Source organism: Arthrobacter sp. FW306-1B-G06A (genome assembly GCF_058781765.1).
Genome location: NZ_JBYSXB010000029.1, coordinates 57,197 through 71,629 on the forward strand (window position 1 = coordinate 57,197; position 14,433 = coordinate 71,629).

Annotated in this window: 17 protein-coding genes; 4 read left to right on the plus strand and 13 right to left on the minus strand. The window is 62.3% G+C overall.

The genetic code is table 11. The features are described from left to right. Positions 1-42: 42 nt before the first annotated feature. The 4 genes from AC3WJM_RS15555 to AC3WJM_RS15570 form a co-directional block, all read right to left on the minus strand. A complete protein-coding gene (locus AC3WJM_RS15555) occupies positions 43-315 on the minus strand; it encodes a hypothetical protein (RefSeq protein WP_253257252.1) in 273 nt (90 codons plus the stop codon). Continuing rightward, positions 312-1,187, minus strand: coding sequence for a carbohydrate ABC transporter permease (locus AC3WJM_RS15560; RefSeq protein WP_059388480.1), 876 nt, complete (start codon positions 1,185-1,187; stop codon positions 312-314). The genes AC3WJM_RS15555 and AC3WJM_RS15560 overlap by 4 nt, the downstream gene beginning before the upstream one ends. Beyond that, positions 1,184-2,206 carry a carbohydrate ABC transporter permease gene (locus AC3WJM_RS15565; RefSeq protein ID WP_059388479.1) on the minus strand — a complete coding sequence of 341 codons (1,023 nt, stop codon included), beginning with the start codon at positions 2,204-2,206 and terminating at the stop codon, positions 1,184-1,186. Before AC3WJM_RS15565 ends, AC3WJM_RS15560 begins: the two co-directional genes overlap by 4 nt. An 87-nt stretch (positions 2,207-2,293) precedes the next feature. Next, entirely contained in the window at positions 2,294-3,574 is a 1,281-nt protein-coding gene (locus AC3WJM_RS15570) for an ABC transporter substrate-binding protein (protein ID WP_059388478.1), read from the minus strand. 128 nt (positions 3,575-3,702) lie between these two features. On the opposite strand from AC3WJM_RS15570, the gene AC3WJM_RS15575 reads away from it, so the two are divergent. Then, positions 3,703-5,562 (plus strand): glycoside hydrolase family 13 protein, encoded by a 1,860-nt coding sequence (locus AC3WJM_RS15575; RefSeq protein ID WP_492272305.1) that lies wholly within the window; start codon positions 3,703-3,705, stop codon positions 5,560-5,562. A 120-nt stretch (positions 5,563-5,682) separates the two neighbouring features. Here the strand turns inward: AC3WJM_RS15575 and AC3WJM_RS15580 are convergent, their stop codons facing one another. From AC3WJM_RS15580 to AC3WJM_RS15615, 8 genes are all read right to left on the minus strand, one after another. Beyond that, complete coding sequence (locus tag AC3WJM_RS15580; protein ID WP_284991865.1) at positions 5,683-5,955, minus strand: hypothetical protein; 273 nt, start codon at positions 5,953-5,955, stop codon at positions 5,683-5,685. A gap of 199 nt (positions 5,956-6,154) precedes the next feature. Continuing rightward, a complete protein-coding gene (locus tag AC3WJM_RS15585) occupies positions 6,155-6,766 on the minus strand; it encodes a hypothetical protein (RefSeq protein ID WP_284991866.1) in 612 nt (203 codons plus the stop codon). Next, positions 6,763-7,473, minus strand: coding sequence for a hypothetical protein (locus tag AC3WJM_RS15590; protein ID WP_492272306.1), 711 nt, complete (start codon positions 7,471-7,473; stop codon positions 6,763-6,765). Before AC3WJM_RS15590 ends, AC3WJM_RS15585 begins: the two co-directional genes overlap by 4 nt. Then, positions 7,470-7,853, minus strand: coding sequence for a hypothetical protein (locus tag AC3WJM_RS15595; RefSeq protein ID WP_059388474.1), 384 nt, complete (start codon positions 7,851-7,853; stop codon positions 7,470-7,472). Before AC3WJM_RS15595 ends, AC3WJM_RS15590 begins: the two co-directional genes overlap by 4 nt. Further along, positions 7,850-8,041, minus strand: coding sequence for a DUF2273 domain-containing protein (locus AC3WJM_RS15600; RefSeq protein WP_059388473.1), 192 nt, complete (start codon positions 8,039-8,041; stop codon positions 7,850-7,852). Before AC3WJM_RS15600 ends, AC3WJM_RS15595 begins: the two co-directional genes overlap by 4 nt. Continuing rightward, positions 8,038-8,511: an Asp23/Gls24 family envelope stress response protein gene (locus AC3WJM_RS15605; RefSeq protein WP_284991868.1), complete on the minus strand. Its 474-nt coding sequence runs from the start codon at positions 8,509-8,511 to the stop codon at positions 8,038-8,040. Before AC3WJM_RS15605 ends, AC3WJM_RS15600 begins: the two co-directional genes overlap by 4 nt. Positions 8,512-8,863: 352 nt before the next feature. Next, complete coding sequence (locus AC3WJM_RS15610) at positions 8,864-9,784, minus strand: hypothetical protein (RefSeq protein WP_492272307.1); 921 nt, start codon at positions 9,782-9,784, stop codon at positions 8,864-8,866. A gap of 579 nt (positions 9,785-10,363) precedes the next feature. Next, a complete protein-coding gene (locus AC3WJM_RS15615; RefSeq protein ID WP_492272308.1) occupies positions 10,364-11,182 on the minus strand; it encodes a hypothetical protein in 819 nt (272 codons plus the stop codon). Positions 11,183-11,294: 112 nt separating this feature from the next. Between AC3WJM_RS15615 and AC3WJM_RS15620 the strand changes: the two genes are divergently transcribed. From AC3WJM_RS15620 to AC3WJM_RS15630, 3 genes are all read left to right on the plus strand, one after another. After that, positions 11,295-11,519, plus strand: a complete 225-nt coding sequence (locus AC3WJM_RS15620; RefSeq protein WP_492272309.1) for a helix-turn-helix domain-containing protein — start codon at positions 11,295-11,297, stop codon at positions 11,517-11,519. A 140-nt stretch (positions 11,520-11,659) separates the two neighbouring features. Next, positions 11,660-12,052 (plus strand): hypothetical protein, encoded by a 393-nt coding sequence (locus AC3WJM_RS15625; RefSeq protein ID WP_492272310.1) that lies wholly within the window; start codon positions 11,660-11,662, stop codon positions 12,050-12,052. Then, positions 12,049-12,471, plus strand: coding sequence for a helix-turn-helix domain-containing protein (locus AC3WJM_RS15630; RefSeq protein WP_492272311.1), 423 nt, complete (start codon positions 12,049-12,051; stop codon positions 12,469-12,471). The genes AC3WJM_RS15625 and AC3WJM_RS15630 overlap by 4 nt, the downstream gene beginning before the upstream one ends. 1,153 nt (positions 12,472-13,624) lie before the next feature. Here AC3WJM_RS15630 and AC3WJM_RS15635 read toward each other — a convergent pair. Next, the coding region (locus tag AC3WJM_RS15635) for an IS3 family transposase (RefSeq protein ID WP_492272312.1) at positions 13,625-14,433 on the minus strand (809 nt) is incomplete at its 5' end.

Sequence of the window (14,433 nt, forward strand, 5' to 3'; positions counted from 1 at the left end):
CTGTCCTCCGCCGATTCCGCGCTACTTATTTCGGCTCGCTGCTCACGTGATGCGCCTGGATGTCCGTGCCGGGAGCCGCCGGCGAAGCCGAAGCATCCCCCACAAGGCCAGCAGCACTGCCAGGAGGCCCAGGGCCCAGCCCAGTGCGGGCTGGGCCGTGAGTTCGGCGGCCACAGTGATGACCAGCAGGACCAAGGCCCAGAAGCCGAGAAAACCTATCACGAGGTCGAAATCTTCCGCCGATTTCACTCGCGAGTGCTGCTCCTTGGCCGGGCCGCCGATGGACGGCCCGGCCGAATCGGGAGTTTGCGTCATTTGACGGCGCCGGCTGTCAGGCCCGCCACGATCTTGCGCTGGAAGACCAGCACAAGGATCACCAGCGGAATCGTCACAACCGTTCCGGCTGCCATGACGGCGGTGTACGGCTCCTGGTGGGCCTGGGCGCCGGCGAAGTAGGCGATAGCGACCGTGACGGTCTTCGTCTGGTCATTGGACAGCTGGCTCGCGATGAGGAACTCGTTCCACGAAGCGATGAACGCCAGGATGGCGGTGGTGAAAACAGCCGGCGCAGCGAGCGGCATGATCACCTTGCGGAATGCCTGGCCTTGCGTGCAGCCATCAATCCGGGCTGATTCCTCCAGCTCCCACGGCATTTCCCGGAAGAAGGACGTCAGGGTGTAAACCGTCAGGGGGAGAACAAACGAGATGTTCGGAATGATCAGCGCCTGATATGTGCCGTACCAGCCGATGTTCGTGAACAGCTGGAACAACGGAGTCACCAAGGCCACACCCGGGAACATCGAGGCCCCGAGGACAAAGCCGAGGACCAGGAACTTGAAGCGGAATTCAAGCCTGGACAAGGCATATGCCGCGAAAACCCCGAAAAGCAGGGCGACAACGGTGGTTACCCCTGCCACGAAGAGCGAGTTCAACAGGTTCCGGCCGAAGTGGTTGCCCAGGCTTTCGGAGAACACCGTGTTGAAGTTGTCCCAGGTGACGTGGGTGAAGAAAGGCGTCGAATCGAAGGTATATCCAACGTCGCGGAACGCGGTCACGATCATCCAGTAAAAGGGAATCAGGCACCAGATGAAGATGAGCCCTGCGCTGATGTACGTGCGCCCGCTCGCCCAGCGTTCCCGCCGTCGGGCAGCTGTCTTAGGCGCGGAGTCAATGCTCACGGCGGTCATTTGTCCTGCCCCTTGGTGGTCTTGGGTGTGGCTGAGGCGACTGCGTTGGCTCCCAGGAAACGAACGAAGATGAACGCAACGAGGAAGATGATCAAGAACGTGATAGTTGACAACGCCGCTGCTGAGTTGAATCCCTGACGGATCTGGTCAACAACCAAAATGGACAACGTTGTTGTGCCGTTCGAGCCCTGGGTCATGATGGCCGGGAGGTCATACATGCGCAGTGCGTCAAGGACACGGAACAGGACAGCCACCATGAGTGCCGGCTTCACCAGCGGCAGGGTGATCTGGGTGAAGCGCTGCCAAGCCGAGGCGCCGTCCACCTTCGCGGCTTCGTACACTTCGGCCGGGATGATCTGCAGGCCAGCCAAGATCAGCAGGGCCATGAACGGCGTCGTCTTCCAAACGTCTGAAATGATGATCGCCCAGCGGGCCGGCCATTCGCTGCCTGTCCACAGGATTGCGGTACCAAAGAGCTTGTTGGCGATTCCGTCGAAAGCGAAGATGAAGAACCACAGTTTCGCGGTCACGGCCGTTGGAATGGCCCACGGAACTAGGACTGCAGCACGAAGGGCGCTGCGGCCGCGGAACGTCCGGGCCATGATGACGGCCATCCAGAACCCGAGGACAGTCTCCAGGACAACGGTGACCGCCGTGAAGAAGAACGTCGTTCCGACCGCGCTCCAGAATTGGGCGCCGAGGGTGCCAGGAGCACAGGCAGCAGAGCCACATTGCTGGGCCAACCAGTGGACAAAGTTATCGAAGCCCGCGGGTCCGCCCTGGACGAAGACCTTGGTGACCGGGTCAAGGCCCTGGTCCTTCTGGAACGCCATGATAATCGCGTTGACCACCGGGTACACGATGACAACGGCAAGCAATACCAGGGCGGGGGAAATCAACCAGAACGCCCAGCGGCCTTGAGACGTGGCCGCCCGGTCCTGTCCTACTTCTTTTTGAACTTTTTTGGTTTTGGGGCTTGGTGTCTCTGGCGCCCGCTTAGGTTGCGCAAGGGTGGACATTTCCCCTCCTTCCGGAAATTGATGGCGTGCCCCCCGGGCGGCCGTACGCGTAAAGCGCCGGCCGCCCGGGGTTCACTGGAGGTGTCGCTATTGGCTGGCCGAGTTGATGGCCGTGTCCATATCCGTCATTGCTTGATCGACGGACTTGTCACCCTTGATGGCAGCGTAGGCGTTGTCCTGGATGGCTTTGGTGACAGCCGGGTAGAACGGCGTGACCGGGCGCGGCACGGCATTCGAGATCGAGGTCTTCAGCACCGGAAGGTACGGCAGCTGCTGGACCAGGGTCGGGTCGTCGTACAAGGAAGCGAGCACCGGGGCCAGCGAGCCCTGCGTTGCGTAGAACTTTTCAGTCTCTTCACTTGTCATGAAGGTCAGGAAGTCCTTGGCCGTTGCCTTGTGCGCCGAGTAGACGCTGACGGCGAGGTTGTGTCCACCGAGGGAAGAGGCGCCGGGGCCGCTCTTACCCGGGAGCGGAGCCATGCCGAAGGTGTCCTTCACCTTGGACGAACCGTCCGTCTTGGCGAGGTTGTAGACGTAGGGCCAGTTGCGCAGGAAGAGGAGCTTGCCGTCTTCGAAGGACTGCCGGCCCTGTTCTTCCTGGTAGGTCACGCCCTGCGTGGGGATGTTTCCGCTCTTGTAGGCGGTGACCAGGTTGTTCAGGCCGGCCTTCGCCGCCGCCGAGGTCACGGTGGACTTGCCGTCGTCGCCAACGATCGTGCCGCCGGCCGAGTTGATGGCTTCAGCCGCGTTCACGGTGAGGCCTTCATACTTGGCGAACTGTCCTGCGTAGCAGTCGATGCCGTTCGACTTCGCGATGGAGCACATGCTCATCATCTCGTCCCAGGTCTTGGGCGGGGTGGGCACCAGGTCCTTGCGGTAGTAGAGGATGCCGCCGTCCGAGGTCTGGGGTGCCGCGAAGAGCGTGTTGTTGTAGGTCGCCGTCTTGACCGTGGCGGGCAGCATCTTTGAGGTATCGATGCTCATCTTGTCCGTGAGCGGCTGCAGCCAACCCTTCGCTGCAAACTCGGCGGTCCAGATGACGTCCACGTCAACGACGTCGTAATTGACGTTCTTTGCCTGGAAGTTCTGGACCAAATCGTCGTGTTGCTGGTCCGCCTGGTCGGACTGCTCCTTGAAAGTGACCTTCTGGTCCGGGTGCGCCGCATTCCACTTATCGACGAGCGGGCGGACAACGTTGCTGTTGTCTTTGCCCTGGACGTAGGTGATTGGACCGCGTCCGTCGAGGTTCGCTGCGGCATCTCCGCCGCTTGAGGCTGTGCCGCCGCCACCGCCGCCACCACAGGCGGACAGGGACATGGCTAGCACGCCGGCAACAGCGGCCGGCAAAAGGTACTTGCGTGTGTTCATGCTGGGAACTCCTCAGTGAGTGGACCAGGTATTTCCGCTGTGCGGTTGATGTGGTGAGCCTCACATTAGTAAGCTTCCGGGTAGTAATGCAAGCGTTTACACAAAAATATGTCATCGAGAGGAATCCAGTGCCGCACTCCCCGATCCCAACCCCCGGTTCCAACAATTCCGCGTGGTGGGCAAGCGCCGTCGTTTACCAGATTTATCCGCGCTCGTTCGCCGATGCCAACGGCGACGGAATGGGCGACCTTGCCGGGGTCACCGCGAAACTGCCCTATCTGCAAGAATTGGGCGTTGATGCCGTGTGGCTCTCCCCGTTCTACAAGTCACCGCAGGCTGATGCGGGATACGACGTAGCGGACTACCGGGCAGTGGACCCCCTTTTCGGCACGCTGGACGACTTCGACGCAATGCTGGAGAAAGCACACAGCCTGGGCATCAAGGTGATCGTCGACCTCGTGCCCAACCACACCTCGGACGAGCACGCCTGGTTCCGCGAAGCCCTCGCCGCAGCCCCCGGCTCCCCCGAGCGTGAGCGTTACATGTTCCACCCGGGCAAAGACTCCAAAGCGGGCTCCGGGGATGGGGCCCTGGCCCCGAACAATTGGAAATCCATCTTCGGCGGCCCCGCGTGGACGCGCCTGACGAACGACGACGGCACTCCCGGCGAGTGGTACCTGCACCTTTTCGACACGAAGCAGCCCGACCTCAACTGGGAGAACCCCGAAGTCCACGAGGAGATGCGCTCGGTGCTGCGCTTCTGGCTGGACCGCGGAGTTGACGGCTTCCGGGTGGACGTTGCCCACGGCCTGGTCAAAGAAGCCGGCTTGCCGGACTGGGAAGGCTCTGCCGCCATGGTCGAAGGTGGCCTGTCCGCACCGGGCGCCCACAGCGAAGCCGTCGAACCGCACACCGCACACCCCCACATCGCTGCCGGAGCCGTGCCCGCTGCGGGGCCCGTCGCGACCGCCGTCGAGCACAAGGTCAAGCCGCCGCTGGACCCTCCGTCGCCCTTCTTCGACCAGGACGGGGTCCACGAGATCTACCGCGAATGGCACAGAGTCCTCGCCGAGTACGACGGGGACCGCATGCTGGTTGCCGAGGCCTGGGTAGAGCCCGCGGAGCGATTGGCCCGGTACGTCCGCAAGGATGAAATGCAGCAGGCCTTCAACTTCGATTTTCTCCTGGCGGGCTGGGACGCGGAGCGCATGGCCGTGGCAATCGAGTCTTCCCTGGACGCGGCGGGATCCGTCGAGGCGCCCTCCACCTGGGTCCTGAGCAACCACGACACCGTCCGGCACCCCAGCCGCTTCGGGCTGGCAGATCCCACCACGTTCCCCAAGGGAATCGCGGCGGAAGACGAACAACCCGACGCCGTCCTGGGCCTGGCCCGGGCACGGGCGGCCTCCATGGTGTCTTTCGCCCTGCCGGGCTCGGCCTATTTGTACCAGGGTGAGGAACTCGGCCTGCCGGAACACACCTCCCTTCCGGCAGACGCTCGCCAGGATCCGTCATTCTTCCGTACCAAGGGCGTGGAGCGCGGCCGCGATGGGTGCCGCGTACCACTGCCCTGGAAGTCCGGGGCGCCCGGCTTCGGGTTCTCGGAGGGGGCGTCGTCCGGTACCGCGGGCGCCGCGGCTGCCGGTGGAGCGCCTGCTGCGCCCTGGCTGCCCCAGCCCGAAGCGTTCGGCGAGCTGGCGGCGGACGTCCAGGCCGGCGTCGTGGGCTCCACCCTCGAGCTGTACCGCTCGGTCCTGGCTTTCCGCCGCACGCATCGCCTGGGCTCGGGCACGTTCCAGTGGGCCGAGGAGCACGATCCCGCCAACGGAGTCCTGGCCTTCCACAACCGCGACGTGCTGGTTGTAGTCAACATGGGTACTGCCGCCCTCCCCGTGCCGGCCGGGCTCAGGGTGGAACTCTCCAGCGATGGCGGCTCGGGCGGGGCCTCGATTGCCCCGAACAGCGGGGCATACCTCGTGGCGAAGTAGGGCCCCTTCCCTTCCTGACCTTCTTTGGCACGGAAACGGGGCCGACACGCAGCAAGTTCTGCGTGTCGGCCCCGTTCTCTAACCAAAGAAGGTCAGGAAGGCGTCGCTTTGGCGTGGAGCCTACTTGCCGCCCTTGAAGAATCCGGCGATCTTCGAGCCGAGGCCCTTGGCGTTCTCAGCCACGTCACCCACGATTTCCTTGGCGTTCCCGGCAACATCCCCCGCGAGGTCCTTGGCCTTCTCAGCCACGTCACCCGACAGGAACTCCTTGACGTGCTCCGCGGCGTCACCGGCAAATTCCTTGACGTGCTCCGCGGCGTCACCTGCGACGTGCTTGGCCTGTTCAGCCGCGGCTTCGGCGCTTTGCTTGATGTTGTTGACTTCTTCGCTCATGGTTTTCTCCTTGTTCCTGGCCCAAGTGTTTTGGTCCATCGGCTTGACTACGGACCCAAGGTCCAGTGCCGGCCGGGCAAGCCCAACCAAAGGGAAGAGTTCCCCCTACCCTTCAAACTATGGCCCTGCAGATACCTCTGCAACGCAAAACGCCTGCGAGGTAACATAGCCATCCGATTAACAACGGTTGCGTGTCAGTTCAACGAACGCGCTCGGCCTTGCTGAACCTGGTCCGTGCGCCGGCCCCGATATGGATCAAGACGGGAGTCCGGCGTCCCACCACAATGTCCAGCGCCTCCACGAGCCGGGAGACATCCGCGGCGAGTGCGTGCGGGGAAACGCCTTGACGGGGCTGGACCCTGACCCGGAGCCCGGGACGACCGTTGACCTCGTAGGTTGCCACCGTCACGCCCGCAAGATCCGTACGTTCCGCAAGGGCCGCCTTGAGCGCCTGCTCGGCAAGGTTCCCGCCGATGTTGACGTCCCCGGCAGTCTGAGCGTCGTCGTACTCCGACACGATGAGGTTGGCGCGGCCCTTGCCTTGCTGCGACACCCAGGACACCATGAGCACGATCAGCACAACAAGCACCGCAGCTGCGGCGACCCAAAGCCAGCTTTCCTCACGCCCTGGAATGCGGGTCTGCTCAGAGAGGTACTTGGCGTGTTCCCAGAGCCCGGTGGACCAGCTTTGCCACCAACTTCCGACGGCGGGGACAGTGGCGAGCAGTATCAGGAGAATGCCGATGGCCAATAGTTTCAGGCCAAGGATGCCGATCAGGATGCGGTTGAGGACGTGCGGAGTACCGTTCATGCCCCGATCACCCCGGAAGCGGCGACATTGACCCGGACTGAAGGCATGGGCGAAGGGGCCATCCTTTGAAGTTCATCCTCGACGGCGGCAAGGATCCGTTCCTCGTGCAACGGCACGCCCGAGGTTGGCCGCACGTTGACCACAACCAGCCTCTGCGAAACCACCACCATGACCTGCTCCTGGGTGACGTTCGCTGCCGTCCGGGCGGCCCTGGCCAGCGCCGAAGCGATGACCTCGTCGTCCACCACCACTCCGGCCCGGGGATCCTCAAGCAAGTGACGGGACTTTCGGCCGGGCAGGACTGCGTTCAAGAAGAACATCAGGCCCACCATGGCCACGACCCCGCCCAGGGCACCAAGCAGCAAGGGGGAAATCCCTCCGGGAAGGGCCGTCAGCCGTTCGGCCGCTGTTTGCGGATCGATGAGCCACGGTGGTTGACCAATGGCACGCAGCGCGGATTCGAGGAGGGCATAAAGACAGGCCGCGATCACGAGCGCCGCGGCCAGCGCCGCCATTCCAGCGCGGGACGAGCGGGTCTCACGCTTGAGGATGCGCTGGAGTCCGACGTCGATCCGGTCGCCGTTGCCTGGGGTCCCGGGCGTGTGGACACCGGGGGTGTCGCCTTCGGCCGTCTGAGCCGGCGCAGTGTCCGGGTGGCTGCGCCGGACGTGCGGGGTCTGGGGATGCGGGGTCTGGGCGTGGCTCATCGGACGCGGACTCCTTCGCTGACGCGTGCGCCGCTGATCCGGATATCCACGCGGCTCAAGGTGGAACCGCTGAGCTGGGTGACACGCTCAAGAATGGCCGTCTTGGCAGCTACGGCACGGTCCCAGACCGTTCCACCGTATCCTGCTACCCGCAGGGGGTCCCTGAGGACGTCCGTCAGCGAGGGCACACTGATCGGGGCGACAATCGAGAGTGCCAGCAGGCCGTCGTCGTCCGACCATTCGGCGCGAACATCCTGCGACGAGACCCCAAGCGCTTCCGCGGCGGCTGCCTGGGCCAAGGTGGTGAGCGCCTGGGTGCTGATTCGGTTGTGGCCAGCCAGATTCACGGCGGGCTGCACAGCCTCAGCCGTGGAACTCATGACGACGAGCGGCGGCCGGTGAGGGCATCCAGCACGCTGCGCAGGTCAAGCTTTCCGTCCGCGGCGCGGCCCAGAAGCGCACCGATGCCCATGAAGAGAAGCGCGATGATGAAACCCCACAGCCCGAATTGGAAGGCCATGAACGCCACGAAGGCGCCGATCCCGATTCCGACAACGGTCAAGTTCACTGGAGTGGCTCCCTTTCCGATAATGCGCCTCTTGTTCCGGCTTTGACGGGCGGAGCAACGTAGACGTCGTTGATCTCAACGTTGACCTCAATGACCTCCAGGCCCACCAACGATTCGACGGCACGATAGACGGCCGCGCGGACCTGGTTCGCGACATCATGCAAAGGGTATCCGTAGACGGCCACAAGATTGAGGTCCACGGCCACTTGGGTTTCTCCGACCTCAGCGCGGACGCCTGCGGCGTGGTCCTGGCTACCAACGGCATCGCGGATGGCTCCGAGGGCGCGCGAAGGAGCCGAGCCGAGGGAATAGACGCCTGGAACAGCCCTGGCCGCAATGCCGGCAACCTTGGCGACAGCGGAATCCGAGATCACTGTGCGGCCACTTCCCGCCACCGTTTGCCGGTCCTCGGATACCGGAGCCCCAACGGCTTCCGGTTCAGGCGCGGTGTAGCTTTCCTGCTGGTCCATTTAGCCCTCCCCTTCTCTTGAGTACCACCCTAGCGCTTGGCCAAGACAAGGCGGAGACAAGCCGGCCGTCGTCATGAGATTCTGCTGGATCATTGCCGTAAATGGGGCACGCGCGCTGAAATGTCCGCCTTTTAGGCAGAAATCGAATAACCCCAGGCATTTCCATCGCAGCTTAAATGAAGAAAAGCGCCAGTTCCGAAGAACTGACGCTTCCCAGTGGTGGCTCCGACCGGCGTCGATCCGGTGACCTTTCGATTTTCAGTCGAACGCTGGATCGGCCTAAATCCCAATGCCTGGCAAGGCCGCTACTATCAATACCAGAGGTTTACCAGAGGGGACACTCGAGTCTCGGTCATTGGATCAGTGAATCAAGTCCGGCCGCAGCGTTGAAGAAGTCATCATCGAAAAGTTTGCCGTACGTGTTGATCGTTGTCGTACCGTCCTTGTGACCAGCGATGCGCTGAACATGCTTTACGTTCTTGGTCACGGACAGATATAGGCTGACAGCCGTATGTCGCAGATCATGGAACACCGGGGGCCGGAAGTCCATGTCTCCGTAGGCGAGCACAATCCCCGCCGAGCGAAGCAGCAGATCACGAAGCTCAGCGGAAACACCGGCCTCGGAGGCCAGCGCTGACCAAGATTCCGCGCCAATGGCCCCGGGGTGTGGCAACCCGCGGTCATACTGAAAGCCGACCAGTGCCGCTAATGTAGCGTCGCCGAAGACCGCCAGGCCGCGTCTCGTCTCTGTGATACCCAGAGCATCTTGCACCCGGCTCACACTAGTCGATGCCAGCCGTCTGGCCGGCTCGTAATACCGCCGGGTGAAATTAGAGTTGCGCATAGGCAGCCCCTGAGAGGACGGAAACAACAAAGTCTTGGCTGGCTTGCCCTCCACGAGCACAAGGAGGTCCGGGATAAGGGAGGCCGGCAGTGGTATCTCTCGGGACGCGTGGCCTTTGGTTTCGCCAAGGACAAGTCGACCGCTCACCTCGGAGTATGCCTTGGATACTGAAACGTACGGCCTGGGGCCGAGATCGAGGTCACCGACGATCAGTGCCGTGACCTCCCCCCATCTCAGCCCTGTGAGTCCGGTAAAGCGGACCAGGAGTTCATATCGACCGGCGCATACAGCGAGCCGTTCAAGCTGCGGGCGGGTGAGGTAAACGGATTCACGTCCAGTGTTCAACCGCGGAACATAATCGCGTCCCCCAGCAGAATCCTTAGCTGGATTCATGCCCAAAACCCGAAGTCCGACTGCGAAATCAAGCATTCTGGAAAATTGCTTGGATGCTCTGGCTCTAGTGTCAGAGCTAGCAATAGTGCCATCGACACCCTTCATGGTCTGCGTCCAACGGGCAACGCCTGCGTATGTCACGTTACTCAATGGGTAGTCCGCCCAATAGGGCTCTATCATTCGGGAATATAGCCACTCGTAACCCTGAACCGTCTTGGGCGTAGCCGCGCGCCTGCCAGACGACCCCACGGATTTGATTCGATCGATCCAGGCTTCGTGCAGATCCGCGACAGTCATTCCCGCAGCAGATTTGGGGTCAATGTAGGTACCGGCCCTTAGCGACTTAGTCTGGTCACTAAGGAACTCGGTGGCTTCGTCCCTGCTTGCAAACCGCCGGGTCTTCCATTTCCCCTGCGGGTCCTGATACCCAGCTTCCCATCGGCGCGGCTTCAGCCGCGAGACGACTGGGCGCTCCAGACCAAGGTCACACGCACGGGTTGCCTGCCGGGCTGCGAATTCCCGAGCCCTGGCCTCAGTGTCGTACTCGTTTCGAATCCTCTTACCGGATACCGCCGAGTACGTGACGGCCCAATCCAGCTTCCGGATTGCCATGGCTCACCGCTCCAACCCGTACTTGGGCAGGAGATCATCCGCATACTTGTGAACCTCACCTCTAGGGAAGCCATCTTCATCCGGGCCATAAGCCGCCATCATTCCCTGCCACACGAGCGATTCACTTATTCCGTATTTATCGGCAATTCCGCGTTGGGTCATGCCTGCATTTCTTAGTTTGGGAATCCCAGGGAATTCGGGATCGCAGTAAAGGACCCCAAGTGGGGTCAGCGCCCCGGAAGCCCTGCCCTGCTCACCCGGCGTCAGGAGTGCCCGCCGTCTGGCCTCCTTAATTCGCTGCGCCATAACGGAAGGTGACATGTCGACCAGTTCGGCAAGGGTAGCTGTAGCGCGGGTATTACCTGAACGAATTTGCTCTGCATACTTGGCTGCCAAGGCTGCGTACTCGACGTTCGTCTTGGGCGAAGTCTTCTCCCGCCACGCTTCAAACCGCTGCTGCAGGAAGTCGGCATTGCCCTCCAGCTTCGCGAGCTGTTCCGCCGCTACTCGGCTCCGCTCTCGCGCCCTGATCACCGCACTTTCGACGTAGGATCGCGCGTCTTCGCTGTTCACGGCGGGGAGTGTCCGGGCTGGTCCCGCCGGGAGCGCCACGACCTCTGCAATCAACCACGATTCCTTTGTGAACTCGACCCTGAGGCCGATTGCCCAATCGGCGTCTGAGCGGATGAGCAAAGCAAAGTCCTCGTAGAACCGCTCCTGCGGAAGAATCGGGTGGCGCAGATGCCGTGCGACCTGTTCGGTGAGCTTCCTGAGGGTGGGGCTGGCATCGTCAGACTTCATGACATCACTGTAGTCGATCATAGTCAGCTCCTTCGATTCATAGTTGACAACCTTGATTCCATGGCGCTAACTTTAGGCCAGTTGTTCAAAGCGGTCAACTTTGAATACAAGAACAAAACTAAGAATGGACGACATGGCAACACAGCAATCAGGACGCCCGCCCGAGGTCCCAGAGTTCGCGGTTTCGCGCTCGATCTACCTGACCCGGTCGGAGGCGGCACGGTACTTGAACGTCCCCGCAGGCTGGCTCGCAAATAACACGAGGCGCGGCCCGAGGTACATCAAGGTGGGGGGTCTGGTGCGCTACTCCATTGAAGCCTTAGACGCTTTCATGTCCGCCCACGAAGGACGGCACTAGCGGGACTCCCGCTTTGGCCGGACGCCGGCGAGCAGAAATCTCCGCAGCCAAGGGCCGCCGGTCCGTCCGTCCGCAATATCTGACCATATTCATCCCAGGCCATATCAACCCCGTCTTCGTCCCCACTAATGGAGGTATCCATGTCCCCCTTACCCGGATCGCCGCCTGAGGCCGTTTCCGCGCCGAAGGCAGCCAAGCTGCGTGCGGGCGACAATCTCGGCGGTGACAGCTCCCCGTTCGCGGCAATGAACCCTTTCTTGGACCACTGGCTCGAAGCGGTCGCCAGCGACCGCAGCCTGCCGGCCGAAGCATGCGGAGTGGCAGGAATTATGGCCCGCTCCGTCGGTATCGGACGCGTTGCCTTCACCGACTGGCAGCGGATCAATACCGCGCTCGGGCGCAACAGGAGGGATCTCTCCGTGTTCGAGGTCATGTCAGAACTCGCGTTGGAGGGATACATCGACCGCAACATCGATGAGCGGTTCGGCCCGAACTATGGGTGGTCGCTGCTTATTCCGGAGGGAGAACTGTGAGCGCAGTTCGGGGCACGCCATCGCGTCCGTTGCAGTACGCGAAGGCCATCGCCAATTCGGACCTTCCGCACGGGGTACGCGCCACATGCTGGGCGCTCGCCACCTTTGCCAACAACACAACGGGCCTTGCGTACGCCTCGGTGAAGACGCTCGCAAAGGCTGCAGGGCTTTCCGAAGCAGTGGTTTCCAAGCACACGGGGCTGGCTGAGGAACGGGGGTATTTGTACAAGGACCGCCGCTACAACGGTTCGATCATCTATACCATCACCGTGCCGGTCACAGATGAAAACGTTGAGAACCTTCAGGTCGAGCGGCCTTTGGGGGACGCCTCGCCGCCCGCTGAGCTGACAGCCCCCGTGGATGCGTACACCGCCGAGGCGCTAAAACGCGGGTGGGATACCCCGTGGTTGTCGCCCTAGCCCGCCGCCGAGTATCGCTCCACCTGGGAGCAGTATCCCTCCACCTGGGACCGCGAGAAATTCGCCCCCTAACTACCTCACCCTTAACTACCTCACGTAGAACGACCTCAAGGGAGTTCTACCTCATGTGGAACTACCTCATCGGAAGCTGCACCGTGGCCTCGACGAGAAAGCCGTTGAGGATGGCCCCTGCCTTCAGGGCAGGGCCATCACCGCTACGAGTTCCAAATCGGTTATGGTCCCTGCCTTGGAGGCAGGGCCATTTCTCCGGTCCGCAACGGGATCAACGATTCGGCTGGTCAAGGAAAGCGGAGCGCAGCGCAGCCCGGAGGGCGGAGCAAGCTCCGCAGTTAGGACAACCATTTCTCGGGGTGCATCGCCCCGCCATTGCAACCATCCGCACAGACCGCCCGAAGGGAAGCCATGACCAAATCCACGTCCCGGCCCGCTGCCAATCCTCCTGAAAGCCTTCGGCAGGCGCGGACCTTTGACACCACGAAAAGGCACTATGTGCAGCTGGGCCTTTGCGGCCCCTGTGCAGCCCAGGCAGCTTGGGGGCATCAGTTGGGATTCTCCAAGATCAAGCCGCCCTGTCATGAGTGCCAGCCTCTTGTCGACACTTTTCCTGTCAGGAGGCCAAATCAGTGGCATTCCAATAGTCCGCGCCGCGGGGCCAAGCCCTCGGCCTGGGTCCGTCCCTAGACGGGTCACTGGCGGCCTTAGGTGAGGAATTTCTGACAACGGTAGCGTTGCTGGGCGACCGACGGCTGTCCTTAACTAAGAGCGTCAATTAATGAGCACGTGGGGCTCGCCGAGTGGTTCGCCGTTTGGTTGCGGACATCGGTGCCGTTTTCCCCGCGACCGCTGCGCCACGCCGCCGTCTCAAGGCCCTCTGTCTCCACCACGTTCGCCGTAGGGGCCAACAGGTTGCTTCTTCGCGAGGGCTGGAAGCCAGAGTGGGCAGGTTGAAAATCTTAGGTCCCCGGCAGCGGGGAGCCGTCACAGGCCGCAACCGGACATCCGTTCCTGTTCCTCCGCACGCGCGTATGACGCATGTCCCACTTGTCTTCCGTTTCGCGGCGAATCGCCATGCGGCATTTGAACCCGCGACCACCTCGAATGGGACTGCCCCGGCTTTTGTTGACTCGGGGTCTTAGGCCGCTGTGAGCGCGGTCCGGTTGATTGTTTCATATTCGATTGGCGTGAGTTTTCCCAGCCGTCTTTGCCGTCGCCGGCGGTGGTAGGTCCTTTCGATCCAGGTCGTGATGGCGAGGCGCAGTTCCTTCCTGGTGTTCCACCGCTGACGGTCCAGAACGTTCTTTTGCAGCAGCGAGAAGAACGATTCCATTGCGGCGTTGTCCGCGCACGCGCCGACCCTGCCCATCGATCCGGTGAGCCCGTGGTGGCGGAGCGATTCAACGAAGCGGCGGGACCGGAACTGGGAGCCGCGGTCTGAGTGGACCACGGTGCCTTCCGGCCGGCGGGCCCGCACCGCGTTCTCCAGCGCCGCCACGGCCAACAAGGACTTCATCCGTGCATCCATCGAGTACCCGACGATCCTGCCGGAGTAGACGTCCTTCACCGCGCAGAGGTACAGCTTTCCCTCAGCGGTAGGGTGCTCGGTGATGTCGGTCAGCCACAGCTCGTTCGGTGCCGCGGCGGTGAAGTCGCGTTCCACCAGGTCGTCGTGAACAGGCGGCCCGGGCTTCCGGTTCAGGCCCCGCTTCTTCGAAAACACCGACCAGATGCCGTGGTCCCTGCACAAGCGCTGGACCTTGTTCTCACCCGCTGTGATGCCTTTCTCCGGGAGCTCGTCAGCGATGAACCGGTACCCGAACGCCGGGTCCTCGGCATGGATGTCCACGGCAGCGTTGACCAAATGCGCATCGATCCAATCCCGTTCCGTCACCGGGCTGGCCTTCCACCGGTAATAGCCTTGCTTGCTGAATCCCAACACCCTGC

Coding starts and splice junctions, on each gene's coding strand:
- AC3WJM_RS15555 (WP_253257252.1), bottom strand. CDS start 315: ATGACGCAAACTCCCGATTCGGCCGGGCCGTCCATCGGCGGCCCGGCC.
- AC3WJM_RS15560 (WP_059388480.1), bottom strand. CDS start 1,187: ATGACCGCCGTGAGCATTGACTCCGCGCCTAAGACAGCTGCCCGACGG.
- AC3WJM_RS15565 (WP_059388479.1), bottom strand. CDS start 2,206: ATGTCCACCCTTGCGCAACCTAAGCGGGCGCCAGAGACACCAAGCCCC.
- AC3WJM_RS15570 (WP_059388478.1), bottom strand. CDS start 3,574: ATGAACACACGCAAGTACCTTTTGCCGGCCGCTGTTGCCGGCGTGCTA.
- AC3WJM_RS15580 (WP_284991865.1), bottom strand. CDS start 5,955: ATGAGCGAAGAAGTCAACAACATCAAGCAAAGCGCCGAAGCCGCGGCT.
- AC3WJM_RS15585 (WP_284991866.1), bottom strand. CDS start 6,766: ATGAACGGTACTCCGCACGTCCTCAACCGCATCCTGATCGGCATCCTT.
- AC3WJM_RS15590 (WP_492272306.1), bottom strand. CDS start 7,473: ATGAGCCACGCCCAGACCCCGCATCCCCAGACCCCGCACGTCCGGCGC.
- AC3WJM_RS15595 (WP_059388474.1), bottom strand. CDS start 7,853: ATGAGTTCCACGGCTGAGGCTGTGCAGCCCGCCGTGAATCTGGCTGGC.
- AC3WJM_RS15605 (WP_284991868.1), bottom strand. CDS start 8,511: ATGGACCAGCAGGAAAGCTACACCGCGCCTGAACCGGAAGCCGTTGGG.
- AC3WJM_RS15610 (WP_492272307.1), bottom strand. CDS start 9,784: ATGCTTGATTTCGCAGTCGGACTTCGGGTTTTGGGCATGAATCCAGCT.
- AC3WJM_RS15615 (WP_492272308.1), bottom strand. CDS start 11,182: ATGATCGACTACAGTGATGTCATGAAGTCTGACGATGCCAGCCCCACC.
- AC3WJM_RS15620 (WP_492272309.1), top strand. CDS start 11,295: ATGGCAACACAGCAATCAGGACGCCCGCCCGAGGTCCCAGAGTTCGCG.
- AC3WJM_RS15625 (WP_492272310.1), top strand. CDS start 11,660: ATGTCCCCCTTACCCGGATCGCCGCCTGAGGCCGTTTCCGCGCCGAAG.